At 46.0% G+C, this 17,371-nt stretch carries 10 protein-coding genes; 6 read left to right on the plus strand and 4 right to left on the minus strand.

From position 1 onward, the window contains the following. Nucleotides 1-97 precede the first annotated feature (97 nt). The 5 genes from C943_RS16780 (at nucleotide 98) to C943_RS16800 (ending at nucleotide 9,242) form a co-directional block, all read left to right on the plus strand. A complete protein-coding gene (locus C943_RS16780) occupies nucleotides 98-3,247 on the plus strand; it encodes a SusC/RagA family TonB-linked outer membrane protein (RefSeq protein ID WP_008630229.1) in 3,150 nt (1,049 codons plus the stop codon). A gap of 30 nt (nucleotides 3,248-3,277) precedes the next feature. Then, a complete protein-coding gene (locus C943_RS16785) occupies nucleotides 3,278-4,846 on the plus strand; it encodes a SusD/RagB family nutrient-binding outer membrane lipoprotein (protein WP_081610503.1) in 1,569 nt (522 codons plus the stop codon). 73 nt (nucleotides 4,847-4,919) lie between these two features. Then, nucleotides 4,920-6,065 carry a glycoside hydrolase family 18 protein gene (locus tag C943_RS16790; protein WP_008630233.1) on the plus strand — a complete coding sequence of 382 codons (1,146 nt, stop codon included), beginning with the start codon at nucleotides 4,920-4,922 and terminating at the stop codon, nucleotides 6,063-6,065. 68 nt (nucleotides 6,066-6,133) lie between these two features. Further along, nucleotides 6,134-7,168, plus strand: a complete 1,035-nt coding sequence (locus C943_RS16795) for a LacI family DNA-binding transcriptional regulator (protein ID WP_008630235.1) — start codon at nucleotides 6,134-6,136, stop codon at nucleotides 7,166-7,168. Nucleotides 7,169-7,376: 208 nt separating this feature from the next. Then, nucleotides 7,377-9,242: an FAD-dependent oxidoreductase gene (locus C943_RS16800; RefSeq protein WP_040481171.1), complete on the plus strand. Its 1,866-nt coding sequence runs from the start codon at nucleotides 7,377-7,379 to the stop codon at nucleotides 9,240-9,242. Here the strand turns inward: C943_RS16800 and C943_RS16805 are convergent. Genes C943_RS16805 through C943_RS16815 form a run of 3 tightly spaced genes read right to left on the minus strand, consistent with a single transcriptional unit; the run spans nucleotide 9,239 to nucleotide 15,131 of the window. After that, the gene (locus C943_RS16805; RefSeq protein ID WP_008630239.1) at nucleotides 9,239-10,555 is read right to left on the minus strand and encodes a vanadium-dependent haloperoxidase; all 1,317 of its coding nucleotides are present in this window, start codon (nucleotides 10,553-10,555) and stop codon (nucleotides 9,239-9,241) included. The genes C943_RS16800 and C943_RS16805 overlap by 4 nt on opposite strands. Next, on the minus strand, nucleotides 10,552-13,848 hold the full coding sequence (locus C943_RS16810) for a VCBS repeat-containing protein (RefSeq protein WP_008630240.1): 3,297 nt from the start codon (nucleotides 13,846-13,848) through the stop codon (nucleotides 10,552-10,554). Before C943_RS16810 ends, C943_RS16805 begins: the two co-directional genes overlap by 4 nt. 44 nt (nucleotides 13,849-13,892) lie before the next feature. Then, nucleotides 13,893-15,131: an ROK family protein gene (locus tag C943_RS16815; RefSeq protein ID WP_008630241.1), complete on the minus strand. Its 1,239-nt coding sequence runs from the start codon at nucleotides 15,129-15,131 to the stop codon at nucleotides 13,893-13,895. A gap of 223 nt (nucleotides 15,132-15,354) precedes the next feature. On the opposite strand from C943_RS16815, the gene C943_RS16820 reads away from it, so the two are divergent. Beyond that, nucleotides 15,355-15,882, plus strand: a complete 528-nt coding sequence (locus C943_RS16820) for a cupin domain-containing protein (protein WP_008630242.1) — start codon at nucleotides 15,355-15,357, stop codon at nucleotides 15,880-15,882. Nucleotides 15,883-16,003: 121 nt separating this feature from the next. Here C943_RS16820 and C943_RS16825 read toward each other — a convergent pair whose 3' ends face one another. Then, complete coding sequence (locus C943_RS16825) at nucleotides 16,004-17,323, minus strand: DUF6600 domain-containing protein (protein ID WP_051069628.1); 1,320 nt, start codon at nucleotides 17,321-17,323, stop codon at nucleotides 16,004-16,006. Nucleotides 17,324-17,371: the final 48 nt, after the last annotated feature.

Raw genomic sequence — 17,371 nt, forward strand, 5'->3', positions numbered from 1 at the left:
TTAAAACCGTGCACATATCAAAAGCCATAGGATTTATTGTTTCAAAACCAATTGATTTTAACGACAAGAAAAATGAAGTAACCCTAAATTAACTCCTATGAACAAAGTTGTACAATTGATGTTGGCTTTGGTTATACTCTTCGCCTCGGGATTTGAGGTGTATGGCCAAACGAGAGTGCTAACCGGTAAGGTCGTCGACAGTGCCGGTGAACCTATTCCAGGGGTAAACGTCCTGGATAGGATCGCGAATACCGGTACCACCACTGACCTGGATGGTAATTATTCGATTTCTGTTACCAACAATTCTGTGTTGGTGTTTTCTTTCATCGGGTTTAAGGACCAGGAATTTCTGGTAGGTAACCAAAGCAGTATCAATGTGACGTTGGCGGAAGACGTTTCAGACTTGTCTGAGGTGGTCGTGACTTCCTTTGGTATGGAAAAGGACAAGAAGGCTTTGGGTTTCTCCGTAACCCAAGTTGGTGGAGACCGATTTACAGAATCTAGGGCAATCAACGTCGGAAACGCACTATCCGGAAAGATCGCGGGTGTAAACGTGACTCCTCCAGCTACTGGTGCAGCCGGTTCTACGAGGGTTGTCATTCGTGGTGGTTCGTCCTTGACTGGCAATGACCAGCCACTCTATGTGGTCAACGGTATGCCGATAGAGTCAGGTAATCTAGGTAGTGCAGGTATGTGGGGTGGAAATGACGGTGGCGATGGACTAGCTTCTATCAACCCGGATGATATCGAAAGCATTTCTGTATTGAAGGGTAACGCAGCCGCGGCATTGTATGGTGCACGTGCGGCAAACGGTGTTATTTTGATCACCACCAAGTCAGGAAAGGCCAGAAAAGGCATCGGTGTTGCGCTCAATTCAAACGTGACATTTGATAATGTGTGGGATTTCACCGACTATCAAAGGTCATATGGTCCGGGAAGAGACGGCGTTGTAGCTTCAAACGGCGGAGAGGCGCTTGAAATTGGACAAAGCCACTGGGGTGCGCGGTATGGCAACCAAAACGTGGTTCAATTTGATGGCGTTTCGAGACCTTACCAGCATACAGGCGAAGGTTTGAATGATTTCTACAGAACGGGAACTACCCTCAATAACTCAGTCGCATTGAGTGGTGGAAATGAGACCGGCACTTACCGCTTGGCTTATTCAAGGCTAGATAACAAGGATATCATGCCGAATGCTGGTTTCAACCGTGACGTATTGAACCTCAATATCAACAGCAAGCTGAAAAGATTGACGCTGGATTTCAGCGCGCAGTATACCAAGCAGCTCGCCAAAAACAGGCCAAGACTTTCCGACTCTCCGGGTAATGCCAATTTCGCCATCATGACCAAGCCAGGCACCCTGCCTCTGGATGTGATGCGCGGCACGACGGACAAGTACGGCGCAACAGATGCTGGAAACGAATTGAGATTTCAACAGAACGTCTTCCAAACCAACCCCTATTGGGCGGCTTACCAGTTCTTCAGAGAGGATTTGACAAACAGGGTTTTGGGTAAGATATCCCTTCGCTACGATTTTACCGATTGGTTGTATGTTATGGGCCGTGTAGGTACTGACTTCCAAGCTCGAACAGACCACAGCTACACCCCGTATGGGACAGCGTTTAAGCCTTTGGGCGACTATAACGTAGACAAGAGAAACATTAGGGAAGATAACATCGACCTGTTTATTGGTGCTCAAAAGCAATTCGGTGAATTCTCCGTGGACGCTTTGATCGGTGGAAATAGGATGAGAAGAGGATTTGAATCACTGAGAGGTGGGGGAGATAATTTGGTTGTACCGTATTTCCATAGTTTAAGAAATGTGGCAGCACCTCAGGTTGGCTATGATTTCAATGAGTGGGGAATCAATTCCGTTTTTGGATATGCCAACCTTGGTTACAAGAACATGTTGTTCTTGAACCTTACAGCCCGTCAGGACCAGTTCTCGACACTTTATGCGGCAGGAAGTCCCAACTTCAATGCGGGCAACACCAAGTTGTTCTATCCTTCTGTCGGTACGAGTTTCGTCTTTACCGACGCTTTCACACTGCCTGAATTCTTCACATTCGGTAAGTTAAGAGCATCGTATGGTGAGACTGGCGGAGGTGCTCCAAGCCCTTACCTTTTGAACCTTACCTATGGCCTTGTCGGTTCAGGACACTTGGGCGGTAGCCTTGGTCAGATCAACAATGGATCAATTCCTAACGATGCGCTGCAGCCATATCGCTCAAAAGAGTACGAGATTGGTTTTGATTTGAGATTCTTCGAAAACAAAATCGGATTGGATGTAGCCTACTACAATAGAAGAACAGAAAACGACATCTTGCCTTTGGGTATCTCGGCGACTTCAGGTTTTGGATCTACGATCGTCAACATCGGTAAAATGGAGAATAAGGGTATCGAGCTCTTGTTGAATGTGGTGGCCTTGCAAAAAAGGGATTTCAAATGGGATATCTCTTTCAACTATGCCAACAACAGGGCAAAGGTTCTTGATTTGGGTACCAACGCAAAAGGAGAGCCTGTCGAGTTTATCAACTTGGAAGAATCCAGGCTGAGGAGAGAAAGAATTCGCCACATTGTAGGCCAGCCTTTGGGCATGATTGCAGGCTTCAAGCATTTGACAATCGACGGCCAAAAAGTATATGACGATCAAGGCCTACCTGTTGCAACCAATGGTTTGGAAACAATCGCAGAAGGAAGGCATCCTATTTCAGGCGGTATCTTGAACAACCTCTCCTACAAAAATTGGAGAATGAGCTTCCTGATAGACTTCAGAAGTGGCGGTCACTTGGTATCAGGTACCAACTACTTTGCTTATGTATATGGGATGCACGGCGAAACGCTCAATGGACGTGACAATGGTTTGACAGTTTCCGGTGTGACGAGAAACGGTGAAGCAAGGACTTGGAACATTCCTGCCAACCCAGCGAATCCTGCCGAATATTTGATCGACAACTACTACAATAACTACGCACTCATCACCGAGAATATTGTCTATGATGCGTCGTTCGGTAAGTTGAGGGAGTTCTCCTTTGGCTACACTTTCCCAAGCACAATTTTGAATAAGACTCCGTTTACTTCGGCTTCGCTTTCATTTGTCGGCAGGGACTTGTTCCTTTTGTGGTCCAATGTGCCTAACATCGACCCTGAGTCCGCTTATACCACTAGCGGTAATGCGCAAGGCTTGGAGTTTTTCGCTTCTCCGACAACCAGAAATTTCGGTTTCAATCTTAACCTTAACTTCTAATCCTGTTTCCTGATTTAAACTGAAACGAACATGAAAAAAATTCATAAAATAACCGGACTTCTGCTAGCACTTACATTGAGTTTTACCTCGTGTAATGAGCAGGATTTGTTCGATCTCAACGTCGACCCCAATGCGGTCACCGACATGGACATGCAGTACCTATTTTCACTTTCCATGTTGAGGATTGCAGGTGAATACGAAAATACCCGTGCAAACATGTTGTATTCTGCAACGATGATTCAGCATACCTCCTCGTTGGCTGGGTATTTCAGCGGAGATAAGTATTTCTATAATGCCCAATATAGCGGGGCTTATATGGAACGTCACTACACCGATGTGATCAGAGCGTTCTCCCATGTGATAGAAAAAACCAAAGACAATCCTGCAGAAGCAAACGTCAACGCTGCAGCGACAGTGTTGAGGATTTTTGACCTTCACAGGATGACCGATTTGTATGGTGATATACCTTATTTTCAAGCAGGAAGAGGCTTGGAAGGACCAAACAACTGGTTTCCAGTATATGACAATCAAAGGGAAATCTACAACGACATGATTGTGCAATTAAAAGCTGCGAGGGATAAATTTTCTCCTTCCGCCCGCTCTTTAGGTGCCCAAGATTTCATGTATGGTGGCAACATCGATCAGTGGAAAAAATTCACCAATGCACTTTTGATGAGAATTGCTTTGAGGATGAGCAATGTCGATGCTGCAAAAGCCAGAGAGACTTTCATTGAGGCAAACACTAGCGGTACATTTGCTTCCAATGCCGATAACGGATACATCAAATTCACCGTCGGTCCTATCGGCGTGAACCGTAACGGTTTGAATGATGGCTATTGGAACACATATAAGTATTCCAATGACTGTAAAATTAGCAAGACCTTCATCGATTGGATGAAAGCCAACAACGATCCTCGTTTGATGATCATCTCAGGCGGAATCGGCACACCGGCAGATCCTTCAACTTGGGTAACTGATCCAGCTGCGCAGAGAGGTATGCCAAACGGCTACAACTCAACTACCATCCGGACTATCCTCACAGGAGCTGATTTGGACGATTTCAATGCAAGAGGAAACAGGATGTTTTCCATGTTGAATCTCAAATATTTGGATTGGGAAGATCCTTATATCTTGATCACATATGCAGAGACGGAGTTGATGAAAGCAGAGGCTGCCGTGAAAGGTTGGATTTCTACCGATGCAAATACACATTTTTCAAACGGTGTCGCCGCCGCGATCAATTCCTGGACTGCGTTTGATGCTTCATTTGCAAGGACTGCGGATCAGGTAAACACATACATTGCCGGAAGGGGCTTTGCGGCAGCATCTAATGCAGACAAATTGCGTTTGATCGGTGAAGAGTATTGGGCTGCGACATGGCTCAATGATATCGAATCTTGGTCCAATTGGAGAAGAACTGGCTACCCAGCTTTGACTCCGACCCAAGATCCAAACAGGTTTGAAGCCAATGAGATCCCAAGACGCCTTCGTTACTGGGAATCTGAGATCGGTGCCAATCCACAAAACTATGAGGCTGCAAGGTCCAGAATGGGCGGTGACAATCTCATGACCAAGGTTTGGTGGGATGGAGGAAATTAATAGATTTTGGTTAATTGTTGTTTTGAAAAGGGTGCCTCTTGGCACCTTTTTCTTTTGAAAATTTTGCTTTGAAATGAAGAAACTTGCTTATCGACTGATCCTTTTGGCGGGTATGTGTGCTGCGATGTCCTGCCGCCCAAGTGCTGAAAATGTAGAAAACGTTGCACCCGAGAAATACAAAATCATCGGCTATATCGCCGGCTGGAAAGGAGTGGATACCAGCCTCATCCATGCCGACAAGCTCACACACATCAATTACGCTTTTGCAAACGTCATCGATGGTAAGGTGAGAGAAGGCGAGGGGAGGGAAGAGCAGGATAAAGCGAATCTCGCACTTTTGAGGAGCCTAAAAGGCAAAAATCCTGATTTGAAGATTCTCATTTCCGTCGGTGGGTGGACGTGGTCTAAAGGGTTCTCGGACGCGGTGCTGACCCCCGAAGGACGGAAGGCGTATACGGCATCCGCTATAGAATACCTCATACGGCATGACCTAGATGGGCTTGATTTCGATTGGGAGTATCCGGCGCTTCCCGGCGACAACAATCCCTACAGACCCGAGGATCGGGAGAATTTCGTATCAATGCTACAATCGGTCAGACATGCATTGGACAGTCTCACGAGAGTGACTGGGAAACCGTACCTTCAGACCATTGCAACGGGAGGATTCACAGAGTTTGTGGAGGTCAATAATCTTGGCGAAGCCCAGAAATACTTGGATTTCATCAATATCATGACCTACGATTTCATCGTCCAATCAGTAAGGGATACCACGGGGCATCATACCAACTTGTTTGCAAGTAAATATTCAAATCGGTCGGCCTCAAAAGCAGTGGATGAGCATATCCAAGCAGGCGTGCCCGCGAGCAAGCTTGTCATGGGTATGGCTTTTTATGGAAGATCATGGGAATCCGTAAACCCTGAAAATAATGGGCTCGGTCAGACAGGTAAAGGGGCAAAGGGATACCCATTTTTGGAGATTTCAGAACTTATGAAGAACCCTGATTTTTCGAGACATTGGGATGAAGAGGCACAAGCACCCTATCTCTGGAACGCCAAAGATTCCATTTTCGTGACCTTTGAAGATCCCCAATCTCTCGAAGCCAAGGTAAAGTTTATCAAAGAGAAAGGCTTGGCGGGCGGTATGTTCTGGGAGTATCATGAAGATTCAAAAGACCGCACCTTACTCACGGCGCTGTACAAGGCATTTCAATCCCAATAGAAAGCAGCTTGATGGATTAATTCCCATTTTTAGCCATATTGCGGGTTCAAAATACCCCCAATCTGCAAATGGCGAAAAAGAAAATATCCATCAAAGACATTGCGAAGGCATTGGATATTTCAATTACCACTGTGTCCTTTATCCTCAACGGAAAGGCAAAGGAGAAGCGGATTTCTAGCGAGTTGATAGCCCGGGTGGAGAGTTATATCCAGGAAACTGGGTACAGGCCCAGCCATCTTGCACAGAGCTTGAGATTGGGCAAATCCAAGGTAATCGTATTCATGGTGGAGGATATATCCAATCATTTTTTTGCGTCCATTGCCAGGCTTATTGAAGAAAAGGCATTCGAAAATGGCTACAAAATAATCTATTGCAGCACCGAAAATGACCCCAAAAAGGCAAAGGAACTGATAGGGACATTCAAAGTCAGGAATGTGGATGGGTTTGTGATTACGCCGACTCCCGACTTGGAATCCACCATTTCGGAACTTTTGGAGGAAGATTTCGCGGTGCTTTTGTTTGACAGGTGGATGCCGGAGGTTGATTGCAGTTATGTGATCGTCGAAAATGAACAGAGTGCGTTTGAAGCAACCGAGCACTTAGTCATGCAGGGATGCAAGCATATTGGATTGATACATGTTGAGTCAGATCAAATGCAGATGAAGCTCAGACTCGCCGGTTATCGAAGAGCAGTCATGAAATATGGTTTAGCCGAGCATGTGCTACATGTGCCATTTCACAACTATTCTGAAAATGAGGAGCTTGAGAAAATAACTGGATTTCTAAAGGCCAATCCTGAGTTGGATGCTGTATTTTTCTCGACCAATTACCTGGCATTTGAAGGGTTGAGAGCCATCCAGCAATTGGGGAAAAGAATACCGGATGATTTGGCTGTCGTTTCTTTTGATGATCACTATTTTTTCAGCCTTTTTCAACCCAATATCACCGGGATCGAGCAGCCCCTGCACCAAATTGCCGATCGGCTGATGGAGGGCATGCTGGAGCTTCTTAAAGAAAATGGAAACCAGAAAGCGGTCATCCGGGAAGTGCTTCCCACGGTACTACATCCGCGCGGCTCTTCTGTCAAGAAAGGTGACAAGTAAGCTTAGGGTTTCGTTTGAATGGGTAAACGCGGGAATGCACTCTGTTTAAATTCATACTTTTCAAAGTAAATCCAAACTTCTTCAATACGGCTTAACGCAACATTTTTCCCGAATCTACGGTGAATACTTTCATAAAAGCCTTTCCCCGTAAGGTTTGCAGGCCTATCTTGCGGTTACACAAACTTCAGAAAAATTATCCTTGAGACTCATGAGATTTTTACCTTACCTATCGATCATTTTCTGCTCGCTGATCTTCTGTAATCCAACTTTTTGTCAACAGTCTACCGATTTGTTAGTCATTGGTGGCGGTGCAAGCGGAACCTCGGCGGCAATTCAAGCTGCAAGGATGGGAGTCAAAGTCACGATTTTGGAGGAGACAACATGGCTCGGTGGAATGCTGACTTCTGCCGGCGTATCTGCAATTGACGGAAACCACGAGTTGCCTTCAGGCATTTGGGGAGAATTTCGCGAGAAACTATATGCGCATTATGGAGGTCCCCAGGCGGTCGGGACAGGTTGGGTTAGCCATACGCTTTTTGAACCTTCGGTCGGTAACAGGATTTTTCAGGAATGGGTAAAGAATGAACCCAATATCACGGTTTTGTTTCAAACCACATGGACAAAAGCTGCCTTTGAAAACGGCCGGTGGACGGTTTCTTATTTGGAAAAAGGCAAGCAAAAAACAATCAATGCAAAAATGCTCATTGACGCCACAGAATTGGGGGACGTGGCAGCTTCCTTGGGACTTGATTACTATGTCGGGATGGATAGTCGGGATCGGTTTGGGGAAATTTTCGCGCCGGAATCTGCAAACGACATCGTTCAGGACTTGACCTATGTGGTGATATTGAAGGATTATGGAGAGGGTAAGGACAAGACTATTCCCAAGCCAAAGGGCTACGATCCTGATATGTTCAGATGCGCTTGTGATCATGCTGATCCGATTTCTTTTGATAACCCCCAAAGCGATTGTCAAAAGATGCTGAATTATGGCCGCCTGCCCAACGACAAGTACATGATAAATTGGCCAAATTGTGGGAATGATATATACTTGAATATCGTGGAACTTTCAAAGGAAGATCGCAGCAAGGCTTTGGAAGAAGCAAAACTCCATTCACTGCGGTTCATTTACTATATCCAGACCGAGTTGGGATTTAAGCATTTGGGTCTTGCGGATGATGAGTTTCCAACCAGGGATCAATTGCCCATGATTCCTTACCACCGCGAGTCGCGGAGAATGGTCTCGGAGGCAATGTTTACGTTGCCGCATGTTTTGGATCCTTTTTCACAGAACAATCCACTTTACCGTACTGGGGTTGCTGTGGGTGATTACACCATTGACCATCATCACAAGATGAATCCTAAGGCACCAGCGATTGATTTTATCAAGATCCGTGTACCGTCTTACAATGTTCCCTTGGGAAGTCTGATTCCGAAAAACTCGACGCATCTCATCGTGGCGGAGAAGAGCATAGGTGTTTCCAACATCGTGAATGGCGCTTCGAGACTGCAGCCTGTTGTATTGGGTATTGGCCAAGCTGCTGGAGCATTGGCTGGAACTGCCTTGTTGAAAAACAAGTCGCTGCAAGAGATTGGGGTTAGGGAGGTTCAGCAGGCATTATTGGACAAAAACGCCTACATCATGCCTTATATTGACGTGAAGGCCACTGATCCCCATTTTCAGTCGATTCAGAGGATTGGCGCAACGGGCATCCTGAAAGGCCATGGTGTCCCTTACAAATGGGCCAACCAAACGTGGTTTTATCCTGAGAGGGAGATATCCCAGTTTGAGTTGGTGGAGGGACTACGGCCGATGTATCCCCAATTGGCACAATACTGGTCGGCTTCGGGCGAGCCATTGACAGGCGAGGGACTTTTGGAAATCCTTTTGGTAATCGATAAAAAAAATACGCTGAATAAGGTAGAATACGCTTGGGATGCCGCAAAATTTGGTTCAGGTTTTAACCCTAAAAATTCTCTCAACAGGGCCCAAGTCGCGGTGCTAGTGGATAGATTACTGAATCCCTTTGCAATTCCGGTTGGCTTGGATGGTAATTTGGTCAATGTGGATTAGCGGACGCGCTCGACAATGTATTTGCCAATTTTCTCGCCCTGCTTTGAGCCTTGCTCGATTGCATCCCGGAAATGGATTCCTCCATACAGGCGTGATATTGCCGCTTCTTCTGAAGCTTCGAAAAAGGAGTTGAAAGGCCTTTCCGGCAAGCCGAAATAGACTTCCGAGCTATCCACAAAGTCAAAATCATTTCCAAAAAAAGCGGTCAGAATTTCGGCACTTGTCCTCGAAATGACGCTGTGTCCGCTGGTGTATTCGGGAAAAGGCGGGGTTTGGAGAATAGGTCTCCAAGCAGGATCTAAGTATTTATTGATGGCGGATTCGGGCCGAATGCGGTCGGAGTCATATTTCTCCTCCCAACAACTCACAAATGCATCATGCAGTCCCATGCCAACCAATGCGTGGACGTATAGGGTATTTTTCCAGTCAAGTTTTGCTTTTTTGCTGGCAATACCTGTGATGCCGATCCAATGTCCTCCAGGGGAAATTTTCTTGATTCCAATCGCCATATGGCCGGAAAAGTCGACCTTGAAAGGATTGCAATCCCAGAAATTCGCGATTAACTCCTGTTCTTCCGTAAGATTTTTGCTTGTTTTCCACACCTCATCTAATTGCAGCTTGAATGGGGACCCGTCGCCGAGGTCAAACGCTGCGGGCGGTTCGGGCTTGTATTCTTCAATTTTTTCTAGGAAAAAAGTGCGTATCGTGCGCCATTCCGGCTCGACAGGTGCCATGTATGCGGGCGGAGTTGGGTACCAATGCCCATCTTTTGCCTTTGGGCTGTAGCGGGTGAAAGTACTTAGTTTGTTGTAGCCATCGGCCTTTGCCATTGCCACCATCGATAAAGCGAAAGCCTCTGCAAATGCAATGTTTTTTGCAAATGCCTTTTTAGAAACCAGTTTATTTTTTGAAAATTCCCTGAGCAATTCCTCCTGTTTCAATTCTAGCAGTTTACCGGAGGGCATGATTTTCTTTCCGACCTCGAGCATGGTGTAAATGGCGGCAAATTCAGGTACAATTTCGGGTTCGGCTTTCGGGAAATCACTGAATTCTATATTCGATTTTGCCAACAAAGTTTCCGCATCTGTTGGATTATTAGCCGCTTCCCAAGCCAAATGTGCCGCTAGCGTGGTGTAGGCATAGAACCTGGCGGCCGCAGGAGGTGAAGCGACATCCGTCACCATCACCTCGGTAATATGAAAAAGATTGTCGATATAAAAATCCGTTGGGATTTCTTTGGCCTTCTGACCGTACGCCACGGATGGAGCCAAAACCACGAAAATCCAGAGATATGAAGCTGTTAGGTATTTCATGGCATTTTTTTCAATTGGTAGGTTTTGATGCCCATGTTATTGATCCCGAAGTGGATGCGATCTTGATCGGAGGGAAGCTGTAAGATTGATTTCACATCCCCCAAAATCGAGAACCCTGATATAGTTTGTGGTACAAGTTTGAAATTTCCCTTTCCATCCCCCTCAAATAACTGTCCCATATTCGCGTCAATGATACCAAGCCGAATTCTGATGTAAGTTTGATTGCCTGCCAGAACCAAATCCAGGTTTCCGTCATTGTTGTAATCCAAAGGAAGGATGGCCTGAACAGGTGCCATTTGGGCTTCAATTGGCATTGGTCTTCCCGCAAGTTTTGATCCGGTATTTTCAAAATAAGAAGTACGAAGTTCGGTTGCAGTCAACATCTGCGCCTTTTCAAGCTGTTCTTTCCCAAGGACTTTTTCCAAATTTGCTTCTGCATAACTCGCATAATCCGTGAATTTTGGCCTCATGCTATACATTTGATCCAGTAGTTCATCGCGGGTTGGAAAGGGGAAAGGTTGGCCTTGGATATAAGAAACCAAGATGGGGTCGATAGAGCCATTTTCATCAAAATCGGCGAAATACAATGTCAATGGTTCTTCCGCCGATGGCTTGAATTGCGAATTAAGCCCGAAGTTCCCGGCTACAAAGTCCAAATCCCCATCACTATCAAAATCAGCAACTGCCAGAGACCGCCACCAGCCTGCGTCACCTTTTTCTATCCATTGTGCCGATTGGTCTGTGAATTGTTTACCTGCTTGATTTATCAAAACAGTGATTGGCATATATTCTCCGACTAAAACCAAATCGGTAGTACCATCGCCATTGATATCGATGGCTGCTGCATCCGTTACCATTCCCAGTTTACCGGATTTTGGAAGGAAAGAAACTGATTTGTCTTCAAATTTCCCGTTTCCGAGATTGATCAAAAGGTAGCTGCTCGGCGTGAGCGGATATTTCCCTGGGACTATCCTACCGCCCACAAAAAGGTCCTGCAGTCCATCCCCGTTGAAATCAGCTGCAACAACCGTAGCGGAGCTTGTCAACATGGAAGGCAGGGAATTTGCGGAATATTTGAAATTCCCGCTCCCATCATTTATGTAGATACGATCTTGTAAAGATTCATCGGTCGATAGATAATCGTGATAGCCGCCGCTGCAGACGTACAAGTCGAAATGTCCATCACCATTGGCATCAAAGAAAACAGCATCTGAATCCGTAAACTCAGGTTCGGACCTGAATCCCTTTTTTTCGCTCCAAATTCCATTTTTGACTTCAAACATTTTGCCTGGTGAACCTTTTGTCCCGCCTACAAAAACGAGTTGACTGCCATCTTCCAACACAGCTGATGCTGCCATGACAGGTCCGACATAGGATGGCATCTCAAGCAGCAAGGGCTGCCTTTTGAAATCATTGAATCCATACTCTTGGTGTTTGAATGGAATGGAGTTTTCGAGGGCTTCAAAATGAGTCTTTGGCTCATTTTTGGCAAATAGACTCCCATTCGCTATTTCTTCGATTTCAAGAATTTGGTTGATGCCTGGGTTTCGGAGGGTAGTCGATTTGCCATTTGGCCAGACGACAACGAGTGAGTCGAGCTTGCCGTTTTCACCCAGTCCCAAATGCAGTCGGTGGCTGACGGTAGATTGGAATCCCCGCGTCGGCATTTGTTCGACAAGTCGACCTTTACCCTCATTGTATGAAAAAATCTTCGCGCCGATGGCACTTGTGTTGGCCTCTTCACCCTTCAGTTTGACTTGAATCCAATTGGTTTGCTTGCCAGTGGTTTCCCGGAGTCTGTTGCGGTAGATGAAAGCGGGATGATTGATATTGTTTACGATTAGGTCCAATTGCCCGTCGTTGTCCAAATCAGCATAGGCAGCGCCGGCCGAGAAATTGGGCAAATACAGGCCCCAGTTTTTGGTCTGATCTACGAAAACCAAGTTTCCCCCATTCTGGAATATGTAATTGGACACGGGTGTGGAACTCATGCTTGTGACCAGGTGAAGCGTGTCGGCAGGTTCGCGGGCGACTGCTGCTTTGAAATAGTAATCGCCCTTGTATTTCAAAAAATCCCGGTTGGTATAGTCACGGTAATATCCATTGCTGACGAAAAGGTCTTTGTGTCCAGAATTGTCCGCGTCAAAAAAAAGCGCCGACCAGCTCCAGTCGGTATTGGATATTCCCGCCAATTGCCCGACCTCGCTGAACATGCCCTTGCCTTGGTTGAGTTGGAGCATGTTGCGCATGTTTTGGTGATAAAAACCGCGATTCACCATTAAGGCGTATTGCTCATAATTTTCTGGGCCGTAGAGGAGTTTTTGGCGTTTGTTGTCCTCGGGAAGCATGTCCAAAGTGAAAATATCCACAAGGCCGTCGTTGTTCATGTCCGCGATATCCAAACCCATAGAGAAATGGGAGAGATGCTGCAGCATTTCTGTCATCTTTTCGGAAAACGTCCCGTCACCGTTGTTGATGTAGATATAGTCGTTTTCGATATAGTCATTGCTGACGTAAATATCGATCCATCCGTCGCCATTGAGGTCTGAGGCCGTGATGCCGAGACCAAAGCCCATCGCGTTTCCCTTTATGCCTGCTTTTTCGCTGATATCCGTGAATTTTCCACCTTCGTTTCTGTAGAGTTTGTCCCCAGCAGTTGGATGGCGCATACTGCGCGCATGGTCAAATTCGATTTCATTGATGACCGTGATATTGTGGTTGAGCAAAAACATGTCCAAGTCACCGTCCTTATCAAAATCAAAAAACATGGCTTGGGTACTATTGGAAGCGTCATCGAGGCCGAAGGTTTTTGCGTCTTCTTTAAAGGTCAAATCACCCTGATTGATATACAATTCATTTTTTCGACTTTCCAGATTTCCCTTTCCGGAGTAGCAGACATAGATATCCAACAGCCCGTCACCGTTTACGTCGGCCATCGAGACGCCTGTGGTCCAAGAGTTTTTTCCCTTCACCCCGGCCGAGCCCGTGATATCCTTAAACTTAAAGTCTCCTTGATTGAGGTAAAGCTTGTTGTCCGACATATTTCCTGTGAAAAATATGTCATCCAAGCCATCATTGTTGATATCGCCAACAGCTACACCGCCACCATTGTAGAAGTATTCGTAGCGAAGGATATTATTTGCTTGGTCTTCCTTAAGACGGTTGTTAAATGATATTCCGGTGGATTTGGCGGGCAAAAGTTCAAACGCTGCGGATTTTTGTTTTTGGGAAGAAAACCCAATAAAAGCCAAGAGGCAAAGTGCCCAAACTTCCATTTTCTTCAAACACTCCATGCCAGTTTGGATTTTACTTTTTCAACAATTTAAGATCGAAGTGATCAGAGTAATACATCTTCGAAGATTTTCTCATTGACGACTGCAACTCCGCCTAGAAGACCGACTTCCTTTCCCAATTTGTAAAGGGTAAGTTGGGTATTCTCCCTTGCCTTGGCCATACTGTAGATGTTTAGGGCCTGTTGGATGGGCGTAATCAGATACTGCTTCGCTTCCGCCACCGAACCACCAATGATTATTAGCTCTGGATTGAGTAATTGAATCAAAATCGAAATCCCTCTACCCAAGTCCAGTCCTACCTCCGAAAGGATAGTGATCGCTCTCTGGTCTCCTGCCAAGGCCGCGTCGACAACCAAATAAGGCTCGATTTCATCGTTGTTGTCACGGGTCATGCGTGCCAAAATAGAATCACTGTCTGTCGCTATCGCCTGTCTCGCCATGCGCACAATTGCCGTACCGGATGCTACAGATTCCAGGCAGCCTTTTTTTCCACAGGAACAGGTAATGTCGCTCGAGTCAAAAATCGGGGAGTGGCTGAACTCTCCCGCGAACCCGGAAGCTCCCTGATAAATCTTTCCATCGATCAAGATACCCAAACCAATCCCCCAGCCGATGAATATGCCCAATACGTTTTTGTAGTTGTCATTGTGTCCAAACTTAAACTCCGCCAAGGTCATGGCGCGTGCGTCATTTTCGAGAAAGACTTTCCTGCCCAGCCTTGACTCGAAGTTTTCCACCAAGCTTTTCTTTCCGAATTTCAAATAGGTATGGTTCACTCCGTTGATCGAATCAATCAGACCAGGCATTGAAATCCCTACTGCAATGACTTTTTCATTGTCCAATCCTGATTTTTCCTTGTGCTCGAGCACAAAATCGCAAATCCGATCGAAGGTTTCCTTTTCGTTGTTAAGTGTAATTTTCAATATGGCAGGCTCCGTCACCGCTGTATTTGCGCTGTCGTAGATCGCCACTCTTACGCGGAATTTGTTGATATCTACCGACAAAATATAAAACGCATCTGTGGCAAGTTGGTACAGATCGGGTTTTCTACCGCCTTGGGATTCTGCGCGTCCATTTTTGATCACTTCGCCGGAAGCCATCAGATCGCTCAGGAGCGAATTGACAGTAGGAAGGGAAATTCCCACTTCATTGCATATTTCCCCTGCCGTGTTGCTTCCCTTGGTAAAGAGGTTTTTGATCAGCTTCAGTTTGTTGATATAGCTCTTGGTCTCTACGACGCCGCTGATTTTTTCAAGGTTTTTTTTGGGGTCAATAAGATTCATGCGCGCTGTTTGATTAAGGCAATTAAATTATTTTTTAAAGAATATCAAAAGTGCTTCATGAAAAAAATCAATTATTGGGCGGATGATTAGTGAAATAAAAGAGTGAGGTTAGCCATTGAAGCGATCCAATCGAAAAGATTTTGAAAAACTGAATGCTTTTCGAAATGTGTTTTAGATTCCATTCAGAAAACTTTAACTTTCGGGCCGGTTTCAAAATCCCGCCATGCAATCAGATTGGAGAATATTGGAAGAAGAAAAAAGTAAAACAGAGGTTTTTGGAAAAATACATCAAATACTTCGCGCACTGGGATTTGAAATCGTCGTGGTAGACAATGAAAAGCCTTGGGGTGGTTATTTTTCTTTATCTGAAAAACATGTAGAAAGATTCATCGGGATTTTTTTCCCAGGATTGGAACTTTCTGAGGAGCAAAAAAATCTCAAACTAAGTCCTAAGCTGTTGATTGTCGCCCCACACCAGCGTCTTTCTTGGCAATTCCACCGCCGAAGGGCAGAAATTTGGAAGTTGGTATTCGGAAAGGCGAGTGTCATCAAAAGCAAAACTGACATTCAAGGTGGGGAAGAGAAATTGACTGTCGAGCAATATGTCCAAATTGGAAAAGGCGAACGCCACAGGCTCGTAGGGAAAGGCGAATGGGGAATCGTGGCTGAGATATGGATACATACCGACCCGGAACGGCCTTCCGACGAAGATGACATAGTCAGGTTGGAGGATGATTTTTCGAGAGTTTAGCCTAGGATTTCCGGGTGGATTCGAAAAGGTAAATTCGAATGTTGAATTTGGCAATCTTTATCTATTGATAGTGAAGCAAGAAAAATGTAGAAAAGCCCGCTTTCATAGGCGGGCTTTTCCTTTAGTTTACTCCTCGTTTCGAACCTCGCGATTCTGAGGCTGAGCGTTCTGACCCTGAGTTCCCTCTTTGGGATGGCGGATTTTGTTGCGTTTGTCTGCCATTTTGATTCCCGGAGTAAACCCTCGGGTTCTGCGCTGAATTTCGCTTTTGCTCTACCTGAGGCTGTTGCCGTGGCGGATTGGGTTGTTGCCTCGGTTGCGCATTTTGAGTCCTAGATTCAGGTCTTGCTTGTGTTTCTCTGCTGTGGGCAGGCTTACTGTAGCTAGGTGCACTTTCTTGTCTTCTTTGTGGAGCTTCATAGGTCGGCGTGTTTTCCCTGCCTTGACTTGTCCTTGGCATACTGGCCTCACGGCTACCGTATCTGGGGACGCTGACTTCCTGACGTGGGTTTTCCTTTCGTTCGTAGTCGTTGGCGCCACGTTGTCCGTTACCGTCCCGAATACCTGCGTTCCGTTGATTTTCATATTGTTTAGGCTGGGATGCACCACGGCTTTCCGACACTGACCTTCCTGATTGCCTTCTTTCTTGGTATTCCTCAGGCGTAAATGACCTGGAAGGTCTTGCTTCCTCATTTGAATTTCTCGCGCTTCGTACTTCAGGACGGTATACATTGATGCTATTTTGTTGCACGACAGTTCTTCCAGGTCTAGCCGATTCCCGGACCTGATAGACCGGCACTCTTGAGTTGGTTACGCGTTCCACTTCACGCCTGGAGGGACCAGTATAGAAGGTTTGGTTATTGTAGACGTAGGTATTGTTGATGACCGTAGTTCTGTTGTAAATCCTTCTCGCGTGGTAATTGGGAACACAGTAACGGTGGAAATGTGGGTGTCTGAATCTTTTTTGCGGTATAAACACCCAATGCGCAGCAGGAGCGTAGAATCCGACACTGAAATTGAATCCAGGAGCCAAGGGAGCCCAGCCATAGTATCCCCCACCGGTTCTCCAACTTACCCAAGCCGGACCCCATTCGTAGTCAGGCACCCAAGCCCAGCCATAGAAGTTGTTCCAAAACCATCTCCCATAATGGAATGGTGCCCATCCCCAAGCATAGTTTGAAACCCATGTGTTGCCGAATTCGGTCATCGCCCAATACCCATTGGTCAAGTAAGGTTGAAAGCCTGCTTCTACAAAGGGAACCCAGACATATCCAAACTGGGGATCCATCACCCAATCTCCGTATGGACTTAGTTCGTTGTAGAAAACCTGAAATGAAACTCCGTACATGGGTGGGGGAGAAGCTGCCGAAGCTTCCGAAATGCGCATCCCGATCATTGCGACCAAGATAGCGAGGCTGCGAATCATAGATGAAGTTTTCATGGTTCTGAGGTTTAGTTCTTGGGTAGTTCTACGGTAAAAAATAGAATA

The sequence above is a fragment of the Mariniradius saccharolyticus AK6 genome, from assembly GCF_000330725.2.
In the GTDB taxonomy this organism is placed as follows: Bacteria; Bacteroidota; Bacteroidia; order Cytophagales; family Cyclobacteriaceae; genus Mariniradius; species Mariniradius saccharolyticus.